The sequence below is a fragment of the Psychrobacter sp. A3 genome (assembly GCF_028823565.1).
GTDB lineage: Bacteria > Pseudomonadota > Gammaproteobacteria > Pseudomonadales > Moraxellaceae > Psychrobacter > Psychrobacter celer.
This window is the reverse complement of sequence record NZ_JAPEHS010000191.1, coordinates 1-547: the sequence shown is the minus strand read 5'-3', so window position 1 is coordinate 547 and position 547 is coordinate 1. Positions and strand designations below refer to the sequence as shown.

Sequence of the window (547 nt, the reverse complement as noted above, 5' to 3'; positions counted from 1 at the left end):
GTGGTATCAGGCTGAAGGGAGGTGGGATCGACTTTGATGGTAAAGTCAGAGGCGGCGGTGGCAATAGCGCGACCTTGGGCGACGATATTGGTCAGATCAAGGTCTGTGGCGACCTTATAGCCGACAGGGATGCTGGTGGCATCAATACTGCCGTCATTGGTGATACGGGTCCACAGTATCACCCTATCTTGTAGTGGGTCGCCACTTGCGACGCCATGTACAAAGGGCTGAGCACCTTGGTAACCCAAGTCATCGACGTCGTCTAGTGCTACCACGGGGCGCTCGTCATCGTCTGATGAGCAGGCGCTCAGCTGCGTCAATAGAGTCCCCGCCACGGTCGCTTGACCGCCTATTTTTATAAAATCACGTCTTTTCATCCTTCATCCTTGATCTGATACATAAGTAAAGTCCATTGACTGATAATCTATCGTAATAGACAGCGTGACGCAATCGTTAACCTGCCTATTGGCGTTATATCTATAGTCGATACATTCTAAAAATGTCATAGCGCTACTGGGATGAATTTTGCGCAGCCTCTGGGAACGCA

Annotated in this window: 1 protein-coding gene; it reads right to left on the bottom strand. The window is 50.5% G+C overall.

All coding sequences use genetic code 11. The features are described from left to right. Positions 1 to 377: PhoD-like phosphatase N-terminal domain-containing protein (locus NK638_RS12440; protein WP_274633250.1), on the bottom strand; the 377-nt coding region annotated here is incomplete at its 3' end. Positions 378 to 547: the final 170 nt, after the last annotated feature.